Below are 17,378 nucleotides of genomic sequence, written 5' to 3'. Positions count from 1 at the left end.
GGCACGCGACGGCGGGGGCTCGTGGCCGACACCCGCCGGCGGGCGGCCCCGGTCGGGGCGTCCGCCGGCGGGTGACCTGGCTAGTGGAAGGCGTGCTCGGGCGCCGGGTAGGTGCCGCCGACGACCTCGTCGGCGAAGGCGCGAGCCGCGTCGCCGAGGGTCTCGCGCAGGCGCGCGTACTGCTTGACGAAGCGCGGCACCCGGCCACCGGTCAGGCCCGCCATGTCCGTCCACACCAGCACCTGCGCGTCGCACTCCGCGCCCGCGCCGATCCCCACGGTCGGTACGTGCAGCGACCGCGTCACCTCGCCGGCCAGCTCGGCCGGGACGAGTTCGAGGACGACCGCGAACGCGCCCGCGTCCTGCACCGCCTTGGCGTCCCGCAGCAACTGCTGCGCCGCCTCCTCGCCACGCCCCTGCACGGGGTAGCCGCCGTAGGCGTTGACGGACTGCGGGGTGAGGCCGATATGGGCCATCACCGGGATGCCGGAGCGCACGAGCAGTTCGATCTGGTCGGCCGAGCGCTCACCGCCCTCCAGCTTCACCGCGCCCACGCCCGCCTCCTTGACCAGTCGGGTCGCGCTGCGCAGGGCCTGTACGGGGCCCTCCTGGTACGCGCCGAAGGGCAGGTCGCCGACGACCAGGGCGCGCCGGGTGCCGCGCACCACGGCCGCGGAGAGCATGGTGATCTCGTCCATCGTGACCGGCACGGTGGAGTCGTAGCCGAGGTGGCAGTTGCCCATCGAGTCGCCGACGAGCAGCACGGGGACGCCCGCCTCGTCGAAGACCGACGCGGTCATGGCGTCGTAGGCGGTGAGCATGGGCCACTTCTCGCCGCGCTCCTTGGCGGCTCCGATGTCCCGGACGGTGATCCGTCGGGTCCCCCTGCCCCCGTACAGCGCCTTACCGCCGTCGGGCGCGCCGGCGCCCGTCGACGCGGCGGGTGCGGCGGATGTGGTGGGTGCAGCCTGTTGCGAGGCATGCGTCGTCATGACACGGCTCCGTATTCGTCATCTCAAGGCGCCCTCACGGCGTCCCTGGACCGCCTCCATGCTGGCACGCGGCCCACGCGATACGGAAGGGTCGTCCGTCCCCGTTCGTCCCACGGGTCACGGCCGCCAGCTGGACGGACGACCCGCCCCGCGCCCCGGCGCGCACCGCGCCGGCCCGTCCACCGGAGCCGGCCCGTCCGCCCGTGAGGTCGCCCCGCCCGCCGCGAACCATTCCCCAGAGCAGCACGCTGTGTAAAGACTTTCCAATACGAGACGGTCTCGTATCGAAATGGTCGTAGCCTGGGCGGCATGGCAACACCTTCCGACATAGCCACGGCTCGCACCGTGCCCGAGGCGATCCACCGCAGGCGGTGGGCGATCCTCGTCGTTCTCATGTTCAGCGTGCTGATCGTGGTGCTGGACAACTCGATCCTCAACGTCGCCATGAAGACCATCTCGTCACCGGAACCGACCGGCCTGGGCGCCACCCAGAGCGAGCTGGAATGGGCGATCAACTCCTACACCCTCGTCTTCGCGGGGCTGCTGTTCACGGCCGGCCTGTGCGGCGACCGGTACGGCCGTAAGAAGATCCTGCTCGCCGGCATGGTGGTGTTCGGCCTCGGCTCGGTGCTCGCCGCCTTCTCCGGCTCGCCCGGCGAACTGATCACCTACCGGGCCGTGATGGGCCTCGGCGGCGCGCTGGTGATGCCCGCCACCCTCGCCATCCTGATGAACGTCTTCGAGCGCGACGAGCAGCCCAAGGCGATCGGCATCTGGGTCGCCGCCGTCGGCCTGGCCATCGCCATCGGTCCGATCACCGGCGGCATCCTGCTGGAGCACTTCTGGTGGGGCTCGGTCTTCCTCGTCAACATCCCCGTCGTGATCGTCGGCCTGATCGCCATGGTCGTCCTCGTGCCGGACTCGCGTGACCCCGCGCCCGGCCGGCTCGACCCGATCGGCGTGCTGCTGTCCGTGGTGGGGCTCGTCTCGCTGGTGTACGGCATCATCAAGGGCGGCCAGCTGGCCGACTTCGCCGACTCCGAGGTGCTCGCCACCATCGGCCTGGGCGTGGCCGTGCTGGCGCTGTTCGTCTGGCACGAGAAGCGCAGCGACCACCCGGCCGTCGACGTCAGCTACTTCCGCAAGCCGGCGTTCTCGGCCGCCATCGCCGCCATCGCGCTGGTCTTCTTCGCGCTGATGGGCGTGACGTTCTTCGTCGTCTTCTACACCCAGAGCGTGCGCGGCTACAGCGCCCTGGAATCCGGCCTGTTGCTGCTGCCGCTGGCCGTCGCGCAGCTGCTCTTCGCCCCGCGCTCGCGCCTGGTGGTGGACCGCTTCGGGGCGCGCGCCGTGTGTACCGGCGGCATGCTGGTCATCGCGGCGACGCTGGCCGGCTTCCTGCTCCTCGACGCGGACACCCCCATCTGGGTCCTGGAAGTGCTCTTCTTCCTCCAGGGCGCGGGCATGGCGCACATCATGCCGCCGGTCACCGTCGCCATCATGCAGGCCCTGCCGCGCGACAAGGCGGGCTCGGGCTCCGCGCTCAACAACACCTTCCGTCAGGTCGGCGGCGCCCTGGGCATCGCCGTGCTGGGCTCGTTGCTGTCGACCACGTACCGTAACGGCATCGACGACGAACTCGCGGCCGTACCCGGCCTCTCCGACAGCCAGCGCCACAGCGCGGGCGAGTCCATCGAGGCGACGCTCGGCGCGGCGCGTGGCATGGGTGAGCACGGCAAGGCCCTGATCGACCCCGCCTACGACGCGTTCATCCACGCCATGCACGTCACCGCCGTCAGCGCGGCCGGTGTCGCGCTCCTCGGCGCGCTGGTCGTGGCGCTCTTCCTGCCCGGCAAGGGCGGTCGGGACGGCGGCGGCGCGGCCGGCGCGGCGCGCCCCGAGCGGGCGGAGCCGGCGGCCGACGCGGGGGCCGCGGGTGGCACGGCGAGCGAGCAGAGCACGCTGGAGGCACACCGGTGATTCCCACGCCATCCGACGCCGGCCGGACGAGCGACCCGCGAGGGCGCGCACCCGGCGAGGTGCCCGCCGCCCGTGCGGGCGGTGCCGTGCGAGCGGCGGTGTCGGATGGCGGGGCGCCCCACGGCGCGGCGCCCGAGACGCCCGCATGCGCGGAGCGGCGCGGGCGCCCGCGCAGCGCGGCGGCGGACACGGCGATCATCGAGACCGTGCTGCGGCTGCTGGAAGAGGGCGTCACGGTCGGCGAGTTGTCCATGGAACGCATCGCGCGCGAGGCGGGCGTGGGCAAGGCCACCGTCTACCGCCGCTGGCCGGGCAAGCCGGCGCTGATGCTCGACGTCATGCGAGCCCTGGACTCCGACCCGCCGCCACCGGTGGGCGACTCGGTACGCGAGGACCTGGTGCGGATGCTGGAGTTCCTGCGCCAGCGCGGCCTGGCCAAGCGCCACTCGGCGCTGCTCCGTACGGTGGTCACGCAGGTCAAGGCGTATCCGGAACTGTGGCGGACGTACCACGACACGGTGGTGCACAAGCGCAGCGCGGCCATGCGCGCGGTGCTCCAGCGCGCCGTCGACCGGGGCGAGATCCGCGCCGACCAGGACGTCGACTTCCTCGCCGAGCTCTTCGTCGGCCCGATGCTCTCCCGCGTGCTGCTGCACGAGTGGATGGACCTGCCCGAGGGGCTCGCGGAGCGCATCGTGGACACGGTGCTCGACGGGGTGCGCCCCCGCGCGTGACCGCCGTGAGTCCACGGCGCGGCCGGGACGGGCGGGGTCGCCCACGGCGCGTGGTCCCGGCGGTGTGAGCCGACCGTCGATACGAGCCGCGCCGCCGGCGCGGCCGGCGCCCCCGCGTACGGCATGACCCTGGTTGCACTCCTTGCGCGGGATGTGGGTCGATTTGTTCCCGTCGTGTCACAGCACGCCGCCGAGTACCGCGAAACGGAACCCGGGCCCGTCCGTCACTCGTCCTCACTTTCGAGGCGCCCACCTGGGGCGTCGGGAAACGACCTGGTCATCGCCTATGGTCTAGGCGGTGGCGGGCCGGTGAGCTAGTGAGGACGACGACGCATGGCACAGGCGTACGCGGAAGAGACCGGGCACGACCGGGACGAACCCGGACCGGTCCGCTCCCGGATGCGGCGCCTGGTCGACGGCTGGCGAGGGCGCGAGGTGTGGCGGCGCGGCCTGGTGGTGGCGGGCTTCGCCGTGCTGCTGGCGCTGCTGATGATCTTCCACGCGCAGATCCCCAACGACGTCGGCAACCTCGGCAGCCTGCTGGAGACGTTCCTGCCGTGGATCGGCATGGTGGGCATCCCGGTGCTGCTGGGCTGCGCCCTCTTCCGCCGCTCGGCCAGCGCGCTCGTCGCCCTGCTGCTCCCGGTGATCGTCTGGCTGAACCTCTTCGGCGGGCTGTTGACCAGCAAGTCCGGTTCCGGCGGCGATCTGACCGTCGTGACGCACAACGTGAACGCCGACAACTCCAACCCGGCCGGTACGGCGAAGGCCGTGGCGGCCTCGGGGGCGCAGGTGGTCGCGCTGGAGGAGCTGACGGACGACGCGGTGCCCGTCTACGAGCGCGCGCTCAGGGCGAAGTACCCGTACCACACGGTCCAGGGCACGGTCGGGCTGTGGAGCAGCTACCCGATCAAGGACGCGCGGGCCGTGGAGATCAAGATGGGCTGGACCCGCGCGCTGCGGGCCACGGTCACCGCCCCCCGGGGCGAGGTCGCCGTCTACGTCGCCCACCTGCCGTCCGTGCGGGTCAAGTTCGACGCGGGCTTCACCGCCGGCCAGCGCGACGACAGCGCGGAGGCGCTCGGCACGGCCATCTCCCGCGAGCCCCTGAAGCGGGTCATCCTCCTCGGCGACCTGAACGGCACCATGAACGACCGCGCCCTGGCCCCCGTCACCTCGCAGCTGCGCTCCGCGCAGGGCGCCGCCGGCGACGGCTTCGGCTTCAGCTGGCCCGCGTCCTTCCCCATGGCCCGCATCGACCAGATCCTGGTCCGCGAGGTGGAGCCGGTCTCGGCCTGGACGCTCCCCGACACCGGCAGCGACCACCTCCCGGTGGCGGCCTCCGTCAACCTCTGACCGGCGCGACCGGTCACGCTCGCGGGGGAGGGCAGTGCGCCCGGGAGCGGTGTCGTCAGGCCGACCCGCACCGCCGCGTACCGCGCGGCCGGGGCGCGGGTCCCGCGCCCCGGCAGCCGGCTCAGTCGCGCGGGACCTCGCACGCGTCGCCCTCGCACGCGGCACCAGGCGTCGCCCCGGCGGCGGCACCGGACGCCGGGGCGCCGGCCGTCTCCCGCGCGACCTGCTCGAAGACGCTCAGGAACGTGCCCGGCTCCTGTCCGCCCTGCACCGCCCACTGCCCCTCGAAGACGAAGGTGGGCACGGCGGTGACGCCCCGGGAGCGGGCGACCTCGATCTCGTCCAGCACCTCGTCGTGCAGGTCGTCGCCGTTCAGGAACGCGGTGACCGGGTCGCGGTCGAGGCCGACCTCGACGGCGGCGTCCGCGAGCTGCGCGCGGTCGCCGATGTCCAGCGCCTCACCGAAGTGCGCCGCCAGCAGCCGGCCCTTGAGTCGGGCCTGGGCCTGGGCGCCGTACGTGTCGAGCACGTACCGCAGCAGGCGGTGGGCCAGCAGCGAGTTGTTCTCGACGACCGTGTCGAAGTCGAAGGCCAGGTTCTCGGCGGCGCCCAGCTCCGTGATCCGCGCGTCCATCTCCAGCGACCGGGGCCCGTACTTGGCCGCCAGCACCTCACGGTGCGGCAGCGGCTCCTCCGGCGCGCCCGGGTCGAGCTGGAACGGCCGGTAGACCACCTCGACCTGGTCCGCCTCCGGGTAGGCGGCCAGCGCCTGCTCGAAGCGCGCCTTGCCGAGGTAACACCACGGGCAGGCGATGTCGCTGTAGATCTCGACCTTCACCGGTCCACTCCCTGTCGCTCCGTACGCCGCACTTGAATCCTCAAGCACGCTCGCCCCTCAACCAGCGCGCGCACCGCGTTATTCCCCGACACCGGCCCCCGCTCCGACACCGGCCCCCGACCCGACGCCGCCCCGCGCCCCGACACCGGCCCCCGACCCGACACCGCCCCCCGACCCGACGCCGCCCCGCGCGCCGCCGGTCGCCGCGTGGCGACCGGCGGTGGCGCTCAGCCCGACTCGCGCCAGCGGTTGGTGATGGGCAGGCGGCGGTCCTTGCCGAAGCCCTTGGCGGAGATCTTGGTGCCCGGCGGGTACTGGCGGCGCTTGTACTCCGCCGCGTCCACCATGCGCAGCACCCGGGTCACCGTCTCGGGCTCGAAGCCGGCCGCGACGATCTCGGCGCTGCCCTGGTCGCGGTCGACGTAGCGCTCCAGGATCTGGTCGAGGATCGCGTAGTCGGGCAGGGAGTCGGCGTCGACCTGGCCCGGGCGCAGTTCGGCGCTGGGGGGCTTGGTGATCGAGTTCTCCGGGATCGGCGGGGTCTGGCCCCGGTCGGTGGCCGCCTGGTTGCGCCACCGGGCCAGCTGGAAGACGCCCGACTTGTACAGGTCCTTGATCGGGCCGTACGCGCCCACGGAGTCGCCGTAGAGCGTGGAGTACCCGCAGGCCAGCTCCGACTTGTTGCCGGGGGCCAGCACGATGTGGCCCTCCTGGTTGGACAGCGCCATCAGCAGCGTGCCGCGCAGCCGGGCCTGGAGGTTCTCCTCGGCCAGCCCGGTCAGGTCCAGCGAGCCCATGTACGCGTCGAACATCGGCACGATCGGCGCCGTGCGGAAGTTGAGGCCGGTGCGCCTGGCGAGTTCGGCGGCGTCCTCCTTGGAGTGGCCCGAGGAGTACTTCGAGGGCATGGACACGCCGTACACGTTGCGCGCGCCGAGCGCGTCGCACGCGAGGGCCGCCACCAGCGCCGAGTCGATGCCCCCCGAGAGGCCGATGAGCACGCTGCGGAAGCCGTTCTTGGCGACGTACGCGCGCAGGCCCACCACCAGCGCGGTGTAGACCTCCTCGTCGTCGCCGAGCCGCTCGGCCTCGCCGCCCGGCAGCTCCACCGCGTAGGCCGGCACCGGCTCCTGGCTGAGCGTGACGTGGTCGACGCGCAGCCCGTCGTCCACCACGCCCGACGGCGGCTCCGGCGCGGCGGCCGGCAGGTCCAGGTCGACCAGGACGCAGCCCTCGGCGAACTGCGGGGCCCGCGCGATCACCTCGCCCGCCCGGTCGACCACGATCGAGTCGCCGTCGAAGACCAGCTCGTCCTGGCCGCCGATCATCGCGAGGTAGGCGGTGGTGCAACCCGCCTCCTGGGCCCGCTTGCGCACCAGGTCAAGGCGGGTGTCGTCCTTCTCGCGCTCGTACGGGGAGGCGTTGATGGAGACCAGCAGACCGGCGCCGGCCGAGCGGGCGGCGGGCACCCGGCCACCCTCCTGCCACAGGTCCTCGCAGATGGCGAGGGCGACATCGATGCCGTGGACACGGATGACCGGCAGCGTCTCGCCGGGCACGAAGTAGCGGAACTCGTCGAAGACGCCGTAGTTCGGCAGGTGGTGCTTGGCGAAGGTGAGCGCCACCTGGCCACGGTGCAGCACGGCGGCGGCGTTGCGCGGGGCACCCGCGGGCTGGCCGTAGCGCGGCTGCTCCTTGTCGCTGCGGTCCAGGTAGCCGACGATCACGGGCAGTTCGCCGAACCCCTCGGCCCCGAGTCGGGCGGCGAGCGCGGTCAGCGCGGCGCGGGACGCCTCGACGAAGGAGGCGCGCAGCGCCAGGTCCTCGACGGGGTAGCCGGTCAGCGCCATCTCGGGGAACGCCACCAGGTGGGCACCTTGTTCGGCGGCGTGCCGGGTCCATTGGACGACCGTCTCCGCGTTGGCCGCGAGGTCACCGACGGTGGGGTCGATCTGGTTCAGAGCGAGGCGAAGTTGAGGCACGTCGGCCAGTGTAATCGTCTGTTTGACGCGATGGGGTGGTGAGGGCGGCCACACGGTGGCGGCCGGTGCACTGCCCGGCGTCGCGCCCGGGAGCGGGCCCGGGACGCGGCGCTGGGCCGGCCGAGGGGCCGGCGGGTGGGCGGCGGCTACCGGCGGTAGCCGAGGACCGACATCATGCCCGACTCCGCGTGGTAGACGTTGTGGCAGTGCAGCATCCACAGGCCCGGGTTGTCCGCGTCGAAGTCCACCTCGACGCGCCGGCCGGGCAGCACGATGACGGTGTCCTTGCGCGCGCCCGTGCCCGGTGCCGCCCGCCGCCCCGCGCCCGCGCGCGTGGCCAGCGCGAAGGTGTGTCCGTGCAGGTGCATCGGGTGCCACATCGTCGTGTCGTTCACGAACGACAGCCGTACGCGCTCGCCCGCCCGCACCGGCTCGCGGTGCCCCGGGTCGTAGCGCCGGCCGTTGATCGCCCAGTCGTAGCGCGCCATGGAACCCGTCAGCCGCAGCCGCAGCGTACGGTCCGGCGCGCGGGGCGACAGCCGTACGGACTCGGCGGCGCGCAGGTCCGAGGCGGTGAGCAGGCGGCCCTCCAGCTCCCGGGGACGGGCGCCGGCGGCCGGCGCCGCGCCACGGCCGGTCCGCAGCACGGTCAGGGCCGTGGCGCGCTTGCCCTCGGCGACCGCGGTCAGCGGGAAGACCCCGTCGCCCACCGTCACCAGCACGTCGTAGCGCTCGCCCATGCCGAGCAGCAGCGCGTCGGTGCGCGCGTGCTCGACGGGGAAGCCGTCGGTGTGCGTGACGGTCATCCGGTGCCCGCCGAGCGCGACCCGGAAGGCCGTGTCCCCGCCCGCGTTGATCAGCCGGATGCGCACCCGGTCACCGGGGCGGGCCGTGAACGTGCGCGGGTCCTTCGCGGTGCGACCGTTGGCCAGGTAGTACGGGTACGCCACGTCGCCCGCGTCGCCGCCCAGGAGCCTGCTGGTCGCGCCCATCATCATCCGGGGCGGCCCGGAGCGGGCCGGTCCCGAGGACGCGGCGCCGGGCCCGGGGTTCGTGGCGAAGGCGCCGTGCGCGCCGTGGTCCATCCCGCCGCCGGGGGAGGGGCTGGCCTCGCCACCCATGTCCCCGTGGTCCATGCCGCCGTGGTCCGTGCCGCCGTGGTCCGTGCCGCTGTGGTCCGTGGGGGCGCTCGTGCCGTCGCCGCCCGGGGCGTCGTGGCCCATGCCGGAGCTGAGCTCGGCCAGTACCGCGTCGGGCGTACTGCCCTGGACGCCGTCCACCCAGTCGTCGAGCACGACGACCCACTCCCTGTCGTAGGAGAGCGGCTCCCTGGGGTCCTCGACGATCAGCGGTGCGTACAGGCCGCGGTCCTGCTGTACGCCCGAGTGCGGGTGGAACCAGTACGTGCCGGGGTGCGGCACCGCGAACCGGTAGGCGAACGACCCGCCGGCCCGTACCGCGCGCTGGGTCAGGCCCGGGACGCCGTCCATGTCGTTGCGCAGCGCGAGACCGTGCCAGTGCGTCGACGTCGTCTGCGGCAGGTGGTTGGCCAGCGTGAGGGCGAGCGTCTCGCCCGCGCTGATCCGCACCTCCCGCCCGGGCAGGTGGCCGTCGTACGCCCACGAGCTGACCTGTACGCCGCCGCCCAGGTCGAGCCGGGCGCGGGCGGCGGTCAGGCGGACCTCGCGGGCCGGGCCGGGGCGTCGCCGGCGCTCGGCGGCGGCGACCGCCGGGTCGTTCGGGGTGACGTAGTCGCCGGGGGCGGCGTCCCCGCCGTGGCCGCCGGGAGAGCTCGCGGGGGAGCCGGACCTCGGGTCGGAGTCGGACGAGCAGGCGGCGAGCAGGCCGCCGCCGGCCAGCGCGGTGGTGGCGGCCAGCAGGGCGCGCCGGGTGGTGGTGCGCATGACGAGATACACCTCGGATCGGTGTCGATGCGTAAGGGTGGGCGCGGTCGCCGCTCGCGGGCACCACGCGACGCCCGGCCACCACGCGTGCGTGGGAGCCGAGTGGGTCGGGTGCGGGCACCACAGGGGGGGCGGGAGCGGCGCGGGCCGTCCTACAGGCGCAGCACCACGGAGTGCGTCAGCGGCGCGGGGTGGGGCGGGGGCGCGGGGCGTAGCGGGTGGGTGAGCGCGGTGCCCAGCCAGGCGGCGCCGGCCGGCGCCCGGCGCCGTGCGGCGGCGCTGAGCAGAAGGACGACGGACCACGCCACGAGCACGGCGAGACAGACGGACAGCGGGTCCAGACCGCCGTGCCCGGGAGCGGAGAGCCGGCGCGGAGCGGCGTCACCGACAGCCGCCCCGTGCCCACCGCCCGGCCCGGCGACGCTCCGCGGTGTGGGGAGGGGGTGCGGCGCGGGGAGCGTCCGTGACACCGGCAGGGCGTGTGGTGCGGGGAGGGTGTGTGACACCGGCAGGGTGTGTGGTGCGGGGAGGCCCCGTGGTGCGGGGAGGGTGTGTGGTGCGGTGGGGTTCCCCGGCCTGGCAAAGGCCCCCGACCTCGCGTCGACGTGCGGATCGGCGGCAGCTCCCGGCGTCGCGGGGGAGGCGGCCCGCGCGGCGGCGTCCGGCTTGACGTCGGCCCCCGGCGTGGCGACGGAGTCGGGCGTCGCGGCGGGTGCCGGGTTCGCGGCCGGCGTCGGCCGTGCGGTGGCTCCCACCGCGAAGGACCCCGACACCGCGAAGGGCCCCGACGCCGGGGCGACGTTCGGCCGCGCGACATCGTGGCGCAGGGCGTGCGGCCACGCGGCGCCGTGGCGGGGCGCGGTGGCGGAGTGGGCCGCCGCGACCTTCAGCGCCGGACGGGCGTGGGGCGGTGGGCCCGGCGGTGGATGGCCCGTCAGCGCCTGTGCGGCCGGCGGATGGGCGGGTGGCGCTTCCGGGGCGGCCGGCGGATGGGCCGGGGCCTGGCCGAAGGCCGCGTGGGCGCTCGAACCACCGTGTTCCGTGGGGTGGCCGAGCGTGTGCATGGTCACGATGCCGAACAGCAGGGCGGCGAGCAACAGCAGCCGGGCACCCCGAGCGGTGCCGCGTCGCTGGCGGCTCGGCACCGTACGCGTCCGGGCGGTCATCGCGGGCCAGCTTACCCCCGAGGGGTATCTCTGTCAGGGGTGGCGCCCCCGGCGCCGGCCCCGCGCCCGGTCCCGCCGAGCCCGGCCCCGCTGAACTCGGACCCGCCAAGCCCGGCCCCGCTACACCCGGCCCCGCCGAGCCTGGCCCCGCTACACCCGGCCCCGCCGAGCCCGGCCCACATCCGCGCGAACCCGCCCGCGACGTCGGCGGCGGCACGCGAACCCGTTCGGGAGGCCGGCTGTCACCCGGGCCCGGCCCCCAACGTCGGACGTCAGTCCTCTCCCTTGGGCGGCGTGGACCACAGGGAGCGCACGTGGCCCAGATGGCGGCGCATGCACTCCTGGGCGCCCTCGGCGTCGCCGGCGATCATCAGGTCGAGCAGCTCCAGGTGCTCCTCGGCCGAGGCGGCCAGTTCGCCGTTGCGGTCCAGCCGGGCCAGGCCGAACAGGCGGGCTCGTTTGCGCAGGTCGCCGACGACCTCCACCAGACGGGCGTTGCCGGCCAGGCCGACGAGTTGGAGATGGAAGCGACGGTCCGCCTCCAGATAGCCGATGAGGTCGTGACGGTTGGCCGCGGCCACGATCTCCTGGGCCACCGGGCGCATCGACTCCAGGTCCTCCACGGAGACCGTGCGGGTCACCCGCCCGATCGTGGGCACCTCGATGAGCTCGCGGATCTCGTTGTACTCGTCCAGATCGCGATCGGAGAGCTCGGTGATGCGAAAGCCCTTGTTGCGCACCGGCTCCACCATCCCCTCGCGGGCGAGGGCGAGCATGGCCTCGCGGACCGGCGTCGCGGAGACGCCGAGTTCGGCGGCGAGCGCGGGGGCGGAGTAGACGGTTCCGGCCTCGAGTTCGCCAGCGATCATGGCGGCGCGCAGGGCGTTCGCCACCTGGTCGCGCAGCCGCTCCTGGACCAAGATCAGGTTGCGTTGCCGCAGGTCAGCCACGTGGGCCTCCGTCCTAGGTTCGGCACGGAGAGTATAACTTCACATTTCACCAAGCCATCTGGCCCACCGCCCGGCGGGCCATGTGCGAGGCCCGCCCCGCCCGATGGGCGCGCGGGGCGGAAGCGGACGCGCGAGAGGCCACCACCCCCGGCCCGGTGGGGGCCGGGTCGGGGGCGGCGGCGCGTGGCCACGGGGCCGACCGGGTGGGCCGGCTGCGTGGGGTGTGCGTCAGGTCGTCCTGGTGCAGCCGCCGGCCGCGCACTCGGTCAACCAGGCGTCCCAGTCGGCGTCGTAGCGGTTGCCGATGGTCTCCGTGAGGTGCTGGCGCGCGGCCTGCCAGTCACCGGCGCGGTAGTGCCCGAGCACGGTGTCCACGTCGCCACGGTGCCGCTCCAGCAGGTATCGCACGGCCAGGTAGCCCCAGCGGTAGACGCGGGTGGTGTCGGCGTTCTCGTACGTCGTGTCGAAGAGCGTGCTCAGCGGGTAGGTGTGCTTGCCGGCCTCGGCGGCGGCCTCCTGGTAGGGCAGGTCGCGGTAGGAGTACGAGACGTACTCGGCGAAGCCCTCGATCCACCATACGGTCGGCGTGCTCACGCCGTCCGTGAAGTCGCCGTGCATGGTGAACCGGCCGTCGAGGTAGTGCGTGTACTCGTGGTTGAGGTTCCAGATGGCGAACTCCGGCCGCTGCCACTCCGCCTCGTAGGCGATGAACCTCGGCTGGTTGCCCACCTTCGACGGGTCGCCCTCCAGGTACATGCCGCCGTTGTTGGTGTCGATCCCGAAGATCGCGCCGGCGTAGGTCTGGTAGTCGGTGCTGGAGTCGAAGGCGGTGACCTCGATGGTCTCGTTGCGGTCGTCGGCCACCGGGCCGCTGTCCCGGGCGATGTCGTGGAAGAACGCGTCCTGCCCGGACAGGCTGGCGCAGGTGGCGTCCAACTGCGCCGGGGTGATCTCCTGCGCGCGGATGGTGATGCTCGGCCCGCACGTGTGCCGGACCGGCAGCGCCGCCTCGGTCAGTCGCCCGGGCAGGTCGCAGGTGCCGTACGTGGCGCAGTTGGCCGCGTCGTAGGCGGCGGTCATCTCCGCGACCCCCACCCACAGCGGCGCGGTGCGGCCGGTGATCTCGCTGCGCCGGAGCAGCTCTTTGGCCAGCGGCGCCACCTCGGAACGCAGCGAGGCGTGCTGGAGGAAGCGGCCGAGCTCGCGCCCGGCGTTGGAGGTCAGGTAGCTCCGCTCGCCGCCGAGCAGGTCCAGGTGTTCGCCGGCGAAGTCCGACAGCGTCCGCAGCACGCTCGGGTCCCGCTCGACCGCGCTGACGAACTCCGGCACTTGGTGGCCCCGAAAGAGCACCGTGTACACGTTGTTGACCGCGCTCAGCATCCACCACGAGTCGTCGTACGAGGTGTCGTAGGCCGTCAGCAGCCGCTTGACCACGGGCAGGTAGCGGGCGTTCTCCTCGGCGCTGTCGATGAGGATGACGGCCTCGGCCAGCGTCTCGCCGTTGGCGTCGGTCACGTCGCCCGCGTGCGAGGAGGCGAAGAACGCGTCCAGGCCGCCCTGGATGGCGGAGCGCAGCGCCGGTCCGTACGCGCCGACGTCGTCCTGGTGGTACCAGTGCACGAAGTAGCCGGCGCGCAGGAACAGCACGAGCTGGGGCATGCCGGTCGAGCCGTCGCCGGGGTAGTCGGCCGAGCCGGCGCGCAGCGCGTCGGCCACCGTGACCATCTGCTCCTCGCGGAAGGCGCCGCGCGCGTCGGCGCCGGTGAGGTTGAACAGCGTGTTGACGCACTCCGTGGCCGCGCCCTTGACCTTCTCCACCAGCGCTGCGCCGGTGTTGCCGGTGAAGTCGCCGACGTCGCACGCCGCGCGCGCCGCTCCGCGCGCCGAGGGGCGACGTTGCTCGGGGGAGAGCGTGGCGGGCGTGTCGTAGTCCTGCCGTAGCGCGTCCTTGTCGGCCGACAGCGGCGGGCGCAGCGCGAGCGGGCTGCGCGCGTCGCCCACGTGCTCGGCCTCGACGGGGCGCGCGGCGGAGGGCCCCGGCCCGAGTGGCCCCGCACCGTCCGGGGCGTGCGGGGAGCTGGAGGCGGGGGTGTCGCGGGTGGGGGGTGCGGCGGGGGCGGCCTGGCTGGGGGCGGCGAGCAGGCCGCCGCCCAGGCACAGGGATATGGCCAGGGCCGCCAGGGGGCCGGTGCGTCGACGCACCGGGGTCCTTCTCATGCGGATGCCTCCCGTGGGGGTGGAGTGGTGCCGCGCGCGGCGCGCACGGAACGGAACGACGGCGCGTCATGTCATGAGCACGTACGCGGCGTGTGCCATGTAAAATTTCACACGTCACCTCACGCAGGGAAGGGCTGGGACCGGAAGAGTTCCGCCAGCACCCGCGCGGCGCCGGACATCGACGCCCGACGCGCCACCGGGGCCGCACAACCGGTCGTGAACGCGGTGTCGGCGCGCCGCGAGCGCGGCGCGGACACGGCGAGAGCCCGGCGCGCACTCGGCACGGCGCGAGGCGGGCGCGGGGCGGACACCAGGCGCGGGGAACGCGTACGCGCTGACGCGAAGCGCCGGCACGGATGCGAAACTCAACGGAAACCCGGTGGCGTGATACTGAGGTGTCACCGGATCTGCCAAGCACCCCAGAGCAGCCGTCTGACCTGCGAGGATAGGGACTATGGATAAGCAGCAGGAGTTCGTGCTCCGTACGCTCGAAGAGCGCGACATCCGCTTCGTACGGCTGTGGTTCACCGATGTGCTCGGCTTCCTCAAGTCCGTCGCAGTGGCTCCCGCCGAGCTGGAGCAGGCGTTTGACGAGGGCATCGGCTTCGACGGCTCCGCCATCGAGGGCTTCGCCCGGGTCTACGAGTCCGACATGATCGCGAAGCCGGATCCGGCCACCTTCCAGATCCTGCCCTGGCGGGCCGAGGCCCCCGGCACCGCGCGCATGTTCTGCGACATCCTCATGCCGGACGGCTCCCCCTCCTACGCCGACCCCCGCTATGTCCTCAAGCGCATCCTCGCCCGGACCTCCGACCTCGGCTTCACCTTCTACACCCACCCCGAGATCGAGTTCTTCCTGCTCAAGAACAAGCCCGTGGACGGCACCCGACCGGTGCCCGCCGACTCCTCCGGCTACTTCGACCACACCCCGCAGAACGTCGGCATGGACTTCCGCCGGCAGGCCATCACGATGCTGGAGAACATGGGCATCTCGGTCGAGTTCTCCCACCACGAGGGCGCGCCGGGTCAGCAGGAGATCGACCTGCGCTACGCCGACGCGCTCTCCACGGCCGACAACGTCATGACCTTCCGGCTGGTCATGAAGCAGGTCGCGCTGGAACAGGGTGTGCAGGCCACGTTCATGCCCAAGCCGTTCTCGGAGTACCCCGGCTCGGGCATGCACACCCACCTGTCCCTCTTCGAGGGCGACCGCAACGCCTTCCACGAGTCGGGCGCCGAGTACCAACTCTCCAAGGTGGGCCGCTCCTTCATCGCCGGCCTGCTCCGGCACGCGGCGGAGACCTCGGCCGTCACCAACCAGTGGGTCAACTCCTACAAGCGGATCTGGGGCGGCTCCCAGCGCACCGCCGGCGCGGGCGGCGAGGCCCCCTCGTACATCTGCTGGGGCCACAACAACCGCTCCGCGCTCATCCGCGTGCCGATGTACAAGCCCGGCAAGACCGGCTCCACCCGGGTCGAGGTCCGCTCCATCGACTCCGGCGCCAACCCCTACCTGACCTACGCGGTCCTCCTCGCCGCCGGCCTCAAGGGCATCGAGGAGGGGTACGAGCTGCCCGCCGGCGCCGACGACGACGTGTGGGCCCTGTCCGACTCCGAGCGGCGCGCGATGGGCATCGAGCCGCTGCCGCAGAACCTGGGCGAGGCGATCGCCCTGATGGAGCGCAGCGAACTGGTCGCCGAGACGCTCGGCGAGCACGTCTTCGACTTCTTCCTGCGCAACAAGAAGCAGGAGTGGGAGGAGTACCGCTCCGAGGTCACCGCCTTCGAACTGCGCAACCTGCTGCCGGTGTTGTAGAGGCGCGCCCCGTGCCGGCGCGCCGGGCGGCTCCCGCCCCGCCCCGCGCCGCGCTCTCGCCGACGCTCCTGGCGCCGCCGGTCCCGGACCGGCGGCGCCGCGCTGTGAGCGCCCCCGCCCGAGGTGGTGGGTGGGATGGGGTCCGAGCGGGTGTCCCGTGCCGTCGTGGCCCGCTCGGAGGGGCTCTACGGAGCGATTCCGGCCCGCGCCCGGGTCCCTGTTTCCACGGGTCTCGACGCCGCGCACGAGAATCCCTGTGTGGCGATCTGAGTCGCTTGAGTGGTGCGCGTGTAGGGGGGATCGCCTCTGGAGTTGATCGCCCTTCGGGGGGCTGTCTAGATGGCCTGCGGGGCTGTATGTGATGCCGCCTCGGAGTGTGCTAAACCTGTTTCTCGATTCTGTGGTGAACCTTGCGGAGCAGGTCCGGCCGGCTGGTCGGGCCCTGTCGCCGATCCCTCCGTCCGACGCCGCCCCGTTCCCGCCCGCCGGGTGGGGGCCCGGTTCGTCGTGCCAGAAAAGAGAGCACCCCGTGACCGATCCCGGCTTTCCCTCCGACTCCTCGGCCGACGCCGTCCCTACCGCGCCCACCACGGGCCACGTGGGAGACGCGTCCTACACCGGTGGTGACATCCAGGTTCTGGAGGGCCTGGACGCGGTCCGCAAGCGGCCTGGCATGTACATCGGCTCGACCGGCGAGCGGGGGCTGCACCACCTGGTCTACGAGATCGTCGACAACTCCGTCGACGAGGCGCTGGCTGGGCACGCGGACCGTATCGACGTGACGATCCTGGGCGACGGCGGCGTGCGCGTCGTCGACAACGGGCGGGGCATCCCGGTCGACGTCGTCGCCTCCCAGGGCAGGCCGGCGCTGGAGGTGGTGTTGACGGTGCTGCACGCGGGCGGCAAGTTCGGTGGCGGCGGCTACGCCGTCTCCGGCGGTCTGCACGGCGTGGGCATGTCGGTGGTCAACGCGCTCTCGACCCGGGTGGAGGCGGAGGTGCGCTACGACGGACACCGCTGGAGTCAGGAGTACGCGAAGGGCGTGCCGACCACGGGGGTCCAGCGGCACGAGCGGGTCGCCGAGACGGGCACCTCGCTGACGTTCTGGGCCGACGGCGACATCTTCGAGACGACCGAGTACTCCTTCGAGACGCTCTCGCGCCGCTTCCAGGAGATGGCCTTCCTCAACAAGGGCCTCACCCTGTCGCTCACGGACGAGCGCGCGTCCGCGAAGGCCACTGTCGGCGCGGACGACCCGACCGCCGACACGGGGGAGTCGGCCGCGCGGACGGTCACGTACCGCTACGAGGGTGGCATTGTCGACTTCGTGAAGTACCTGAACTCGCGTAAGGGCGAGCTGGTGCATCCCACGGTCATCGACATCGAGGCCGAGGACAAGGAGCGGCTGCTCTCGCTTGAGGTCGCGATGCAGTGGAACACCCA

At 73.1% G+C, this 17,378-nt stretch carries 12 protein-coding genes; 5 read left to right on the top strand and 7 right to left on the bottom strand.

Annotated elements, in window-relative coordinates; genetic code table 11:
- Positions 1-80: 80 nt before the first annotated feature.
- A complete protein-coding gene (panB, locus tag ACFVFR_RS11810) occupies positions 81-992 on the bottom strand; it encodes a 3-methyl-2-oxobutanoate hydroxymethyltransferase (RefSeq protein ID WP_383700029.1) in 912 nt (303 codons plus the stop codon).
- A gap of 309 nt (positions 993-1,301) precedes the next feature.
- Here panB and ACFVFR_RS11805 point away from each other — a divergent pair, with 309 nt between their 5' ends.
- From ACFVFR_RS11805 to ACFVFR_RS11795, 3 genes are all read left to right on the top strand, one after another.
- Complete coding sequence (locus ACFVFR_RS11805; RefSeq protein WP_383700027.1) at positions 1,302-2,972, top strand: MFS transporter; 1,671 nt, start codon at positions 1,302-1,304, stop codon at positions 2,970-2,972.
- A gap of 98 nt (positions 2,973-3,070) precedes the next feature.
- Positions 3,071-3,706, top strand: a complete 636-nt coding sequence (locus tag ACFVFR_RS11800) for a TetR/AcrR family transcriptional regulator (RefSeq protein ID WP_383700024.1) — start codon at positions 3,071-3,073, stop codon at positions 3,704-3,706.
- A 399-nt stretch (positions 3,707-4,105) separates the two neighbouring features.
- Positions 4,106-5,062 (top strand): endonuclease/exonuclease/phosphatase family protein, encoded by a 957-nt coding sequence (locus ACFVFR_RS11795; protein ID WP_383700351.1) that lies wholly within the window; start codon positions 4,106-4,108, stop codon positions 5,060-5,062.
- A gap of 121 nt (positions 5,063-5,183) precedes the next feature.
- On the opposite strand, the gene ACFVFR_RS11790 is transcribed toward ACFVFR_RS11795, so the two are convergent.
- The 6 genes from ACFVFR_RS11790 to ACFVFR_RS11765 all read right to left on the bottom strand — a co-directional run bounded on the left by ACFVFR_RS11790 (position 5,184) and on the right by ACFVFR_RS11765 (position 14,119).
- Positions 5,184-5,900, bottom strand: coding sequence for a DsbA family oxidoreductase (locus tag ACFVFR_RS11790; protein WP_383700022.1), 717 nt, complete (start codon positions 5,898-5,900; stop codon positions 5,184-5,186).
- Between the two features lie 227 nt (positions 5,901-6,127).
- Positions 6,128-7,882 carry an NAD+ synthase gene (locus ACFVFR_RS11785; RefSeq protein WP_383700020.1) on the bottom strand — a complete coding sequence of 585 codons (1,755 nt, stop codon included), beginning with the start codon at positions 7,880-7,882 and terminating at the stop codon, positions 6,128-6,130.
- A gap of 146 nt (positions 7,883-8,028) precedes the next feature.
- Positions 8,029-9,786 carry a multicopper oxidase family protein gene (locus ACFVFR_RS11780; RefSeq protein WP_383700018.1) on the bottom strand — a complete coding sequence of 586 codons (1,758 nt, stop codon included), beginning with the start codon at positions 9,784-9,786 and terminating at the stop codon, positions 8,029-8,031.
- Positions 9,787-9,938: 152 nt separating this feature from the next.
- Positions 9,939-10,952: a hypothetical protein gene (locus ACFVFR_RS11775; RefSeq protein ID WP_383700016.1), complete on the bottom strand. Its 1,014-nt coding sequence runs from the start codon at positions 10,950-10,952 to the stop codon at positions 9,939-9,941.
- A gap of 272 nt (positions 10,953-11,224) precedes the next feature.
- Positions 11,225-11,902 (bottom strand): GntR family transcriptional regulator, encoded by a 678-nt coding sequence (locus ACFVFR_RS11770; RefSeq protein WP_383700014.1) that lies wholly within the window; start codon positions 11,900-11,902, stop codon positions 11,225-11,227.
- Between the two features lie 228 nt (positions 11,903-12,130).
- The gene (locus ACFVFR_RS11765; RefSeq protein WP_383700012.1) at positions 12,131-14,119 is read right to left on the bottom strand and encodes a collagenase; all 1,989 of its coding nucleotides are present in this window, start codon (positions 14,117-14,119) and stop codon (positions 12,131-12,133) included.
- 454 nt (positions 14,120-14,573) lie between these two features.
- Between ACFVFR_RS11765 and glnA the strand changes: the two genes are divergently transcribed.
- Both glnA and ACFVFR_RS11755 read left to right on the top strand, forming a co-directional pair.
- Positions 14,574-15,935 (top strand): type I glutamate--ammonia ligase, encoded by a 1,362-nt coding sequence (gene glnA / locus ACFVFR_RS11760; protein WP_383700010.1) that lies wholly within the window; start codon positions 14,574-14,576, stop codon positions 15,933-15,935.
- A 529-nt stretch (positions 15,936-16,464) separates the two neighbouring features.
- Positions 16,465-17,378, top strand: a 914-nt coding sequence (locus tag ACFVFR_RS11755; protein ID WP_383700008.1) for an ATP-binding protein, incomplete at its 3' end; no start/stop codon positions are given.

It is taken from the genome of Streptomyces sp. NPDC057702, assembly GCF_042799315.1.
Classification (GTDB): domain Bacteria; phylum Actinomycetota; class Actinomycetes; order Streptomycetales; family Streptomycetaceae; genus Streptomyces.
The sequence above is the reverse complement of the archived record's forward strand: the minus strand, read 5'-3'. Positions and strand labels throughout refer to the sequence as shown.